The following is a 3,382-nucleotide window of genomic DNA, read 5'->3' on the forward strand; positions in this document are numbered from 1 at the left end:
CTTCGCCAATACTTTTCCGTTAGCTGTAATCTCAAAAAACATTGTTGTGAAAAAATATTTTTTAGTAATCTTGAGTATAGTTTTGCTTAGTTGTAGAAATGATGAAACAAATAATTCGTCAGAAGCCAATCAATATAATATTACAGAATATAAAGCTGATTATATGAACTACCGAAATCTAAATTATGGTATTGATAGTTATACTTTATTCAGCGGTGAGAATGTTAAATTAGAATATTCAAATGGTAGAATTTCTAAAAGAATAACTAATTTGTTTGTTACTCGTAATGACCAACCACAACCTATTTATTATAACACAACTGATGAAATTACTTATGATAATAATAAAATAAATATAATTTTTAAAAGCGATAATGAAAGTTTCTTTCCGACTTACCAAAAACAGATTACTTTAGACGGAGATAGAATATCACAAATATTGGTGAATAAATCTAATACAAAAGATACATTAAAATTCACTTACAATAACAATGTTTTAAATTTTGTTACAGTTTATAATAAAGGAATAAAATCGAAATCAACATTCTATTTTAATGCAAATAAAAATGTAGATAGTATTGTAACAAAATATGGAAATATAAATTACGTAAGTGATACTAATTATTCATACAGCTTTAATGAAACGGCAAAAAAACGTAAAAAAGTAATACTCTCAAATTATGATAATTACAAAAATCCATTGAAAAATTTAATTATATTTGATGAAACATTCTTCCGTTCATTATCTGAAAATAATTACAAATTCTATGGAGAATACTTCTACGACGAAAATAATTTTATGACAAGTTATTTTGAAGGCTACTGGAACAATTTTATATATGAAAACAATCAGATAAACTTTGCTAAATAAAATAGAGACTACAGCTAACATTGTATTATATAAAGAATATCCAATTTTACCTTTATTAATAATACTTTATAACTTTATAATAAAAAAAAGTACAACATATGTACAACAAATCAAAAAACATCTATAAATAGGCAGGTTCCACAATTTTCCGTTCGGATTGAAATATGAAAATTAAAGACAATATATCACAATACTAGTAGTAGATCGATTTTTACCCGCTTTTTTTCATGAATTAGTAATTGAAATATTTAGTTTAGGAAAAGAAATTGGAACAGGAAAATGAACAGATGAAAAAAAGGAATGAAAATTCTTAGGATTGATTAATGACAGAGAAAACGTAAAGTTGCAGGATTCAGCTTCAAAACTCGAAAATACTTTAGAAAAGCAGAACAAGGTTTTTTGACAAGTTAATGCAATATCATCCTAAAGTCAAAGATTCTCTTTCTATTGTTATAAAATGTGAAAAGATGATTACCCCCGGAGCTTATGAAAAAATTGCTGGAAAAGCAGGAAATCCATACCAGTGGAGAAATCTATTCTTCGAGACATTTTGAAAGTTTCAAAGTTAAAAGCCTTAATTTGAGTGTTAAAACCCGCCAAAAAGAAAAAAACAAGATTCTAAAAATCAACGGAATTCAGAGTCAAAAAATGGTTGTAAGAAAAATATAAGGAGAGTTTGAGGAATTATTTTTCAAGAAATAAAGAAATAATTTGGAAAAAAATGAGAAGATAGAACCCTAGTTCAGGTTAGAAACCATTTCAATATAGATCAAGAAATAAAGCAGATTTTTAGATGACTTATATTTCGGTTCTACTTGACTGCGAATTTTTGTTAGAACGCTATTAAGTTTATTATGCACCGTTTTATCAGTAATTCCGAGAATTTGAGCGGTTTCTTTCACAGACTTGTTCTGGCGGATTCTCAAATCATACACTTTTTGTTCAGTATCGGTTACACCATACAAGACCTCTTTAATCATCACAAATAGTTCCTGTATATCAGTCTCTTCAAAAATTTCGAAATATTCTGTAGCACTTATTCCGTATAGTGACTCTTCTGAAAATTCGGAAATCTCTGGACTGTTATTTATAGCATTATAAGAATCTATGACCCTGAAATGCATATAACGGAAAAAATATTTTCTGGCACATCCTTCTTCATCCACTTGAATAAATTCTGGATTTTCAAAAACTTTAAGCCATAAATTCTGAAGCAATTCTTCGGTACTATACTTATTTTTAGTTCTTACGAATACCATTTTATAAAGATTCTCGTAATAACGATTATATAGAGTTGAGAAAGCAATCTGATCCCCATTCTTAATCTTTTTTAGAAGAACTTTATCCGTATTACTCATGGGATAGTTTTTACAATGCAAAAATAAGATGTTAATGTTAATTTTTAATGAATTAATTTATAGTCAATTATTAATTATTCATTAATGATTCTTTGTTCAATAAGTTACATTTATCTGATTATCAATATTTTGAATTTTTATAGAGAATTGATTTTTATATTTTTTTGATGCTTAAACCTTAAGTAGGCTGGGGAGAATTTTAAATTTTGTCTGTGATATAGATAGAGGTATAATCGGAATATTCAAATAAGTAAAAATTAAAATAGTAAAATAATTTATCAGAATGAAAAATAGTAAAGACAATAAACTCAAAGCATTTATTTTCTTTTTCTGGAGTAGAGAAATATCGGGTAATACATTGACGAAGCAAGAGTCAGAGCTTTCAAAAATATGGGAAGAAGATGCTTTAAAAGAACTCGATATAGAACATCTTAACAGTACAAGAAGACGGATATTACTAAATATAAGACAAAACTCAGATACAATTCACCATCAGAAAGCGCATTTTGCTTTAAAAAAAATAGTACAGTTCATACCTGCCGCAGTTTTATTGCTTTTCCTATCACTAGGCAGCATCTTTACCTACAACACCTTTTACAAACCCGATGTTTATCTAGCAGAATCAGGTAATAGAAAAATAACACTTAAAGACGGTTCTGTGGTTACACTGTTTCCGGGGGCAGAACTTACCGTTGAGAAATCTTTCCCAGAAGATACTCGAGTAGTTACCTTAAAAGGCGATGCCGTTTTCTCGGTAGCAAAAGACAAAAATCATCCTTTTATAGTTCAGGCAGAAAACTTCAGTACAAGAGTTTTGGGAACAGTGTTTAAAATATTGCAATCTGGTAACAGCAAATCAGTTGATCTTTACGAAGGTAAAGTCGCCATTTCTTATGCAGGAACTCCGGTTTCTTACTTAAAACCCAATCACGTTTGGACTAACTTGGGAATAGCCCGTACAGCAGCAATCTATTCAAAGAGAACCGATGTGGAATCAGGTAAACAAATTACAAAAATAGAATCCTTAAGCTTTAATGAAGTGCCTTTTGGAGAAATTATAACCGTAATTAATAAGTATTATGGAATAACTATAATCTATCCAAATGAAATTGCTGCTAAAAAGATTTCCGCAGAACTTAAAGGAAGTATAGAT

The 3,382-nt window shown here is 28.8% G+C and carries 3 protein-coding genes; 2 read left to right on the forward strand and 1 reads right to left on the reverse strand.

Annotated elements, in window-relative coordinates; all coding sequences use genetic code 11:
• On the forward strand, window positions 1–871 hold an 871-nt coding region (locus B2217_RS06155; protein WP_291122204.1), incomplete at its 5' end, for a hypothetical protein.
• 737 nt (window positions 872–1,608) lie between these two features.
• Here B2217_RS06155 and B2217_RS06160 read toward each other — a convergent pair.
• Complete coding sequence (locus B2217_RS06160; RefSeq protein ID WP_291122205.1) at window positions 1,609–2,229, reverse strand: RNA polymerase sigma factor; 621 nt, start codon at window positions 2,227–2,229, stop codon at window positions 1,609–1,611.
• A gap of 283 nt (window positions 2,230–2,512) precedes the next feature.
• Here B2217_RS06160 and B2217_RS06165 point away from each other — a divergent pair.
• Window positions 2,513–3,382: FecR family protein (locus tag B2217_RS06165; protein ID WP_291122206.1), on the forward strand; the 870-nt coding region annotated here is incomplete at its 3' end.

Source organism: Empedobacter sp. UBA7620 (assembly GCF_002484185.1).
In the GTDB taxonomy this organism is placed as follows: Bacteria; Bacteroidota; Bacteroidia; order Flavobacteriales; family Weeksellaceae; genus Empedobacter; species Empedobacter falsenii_C.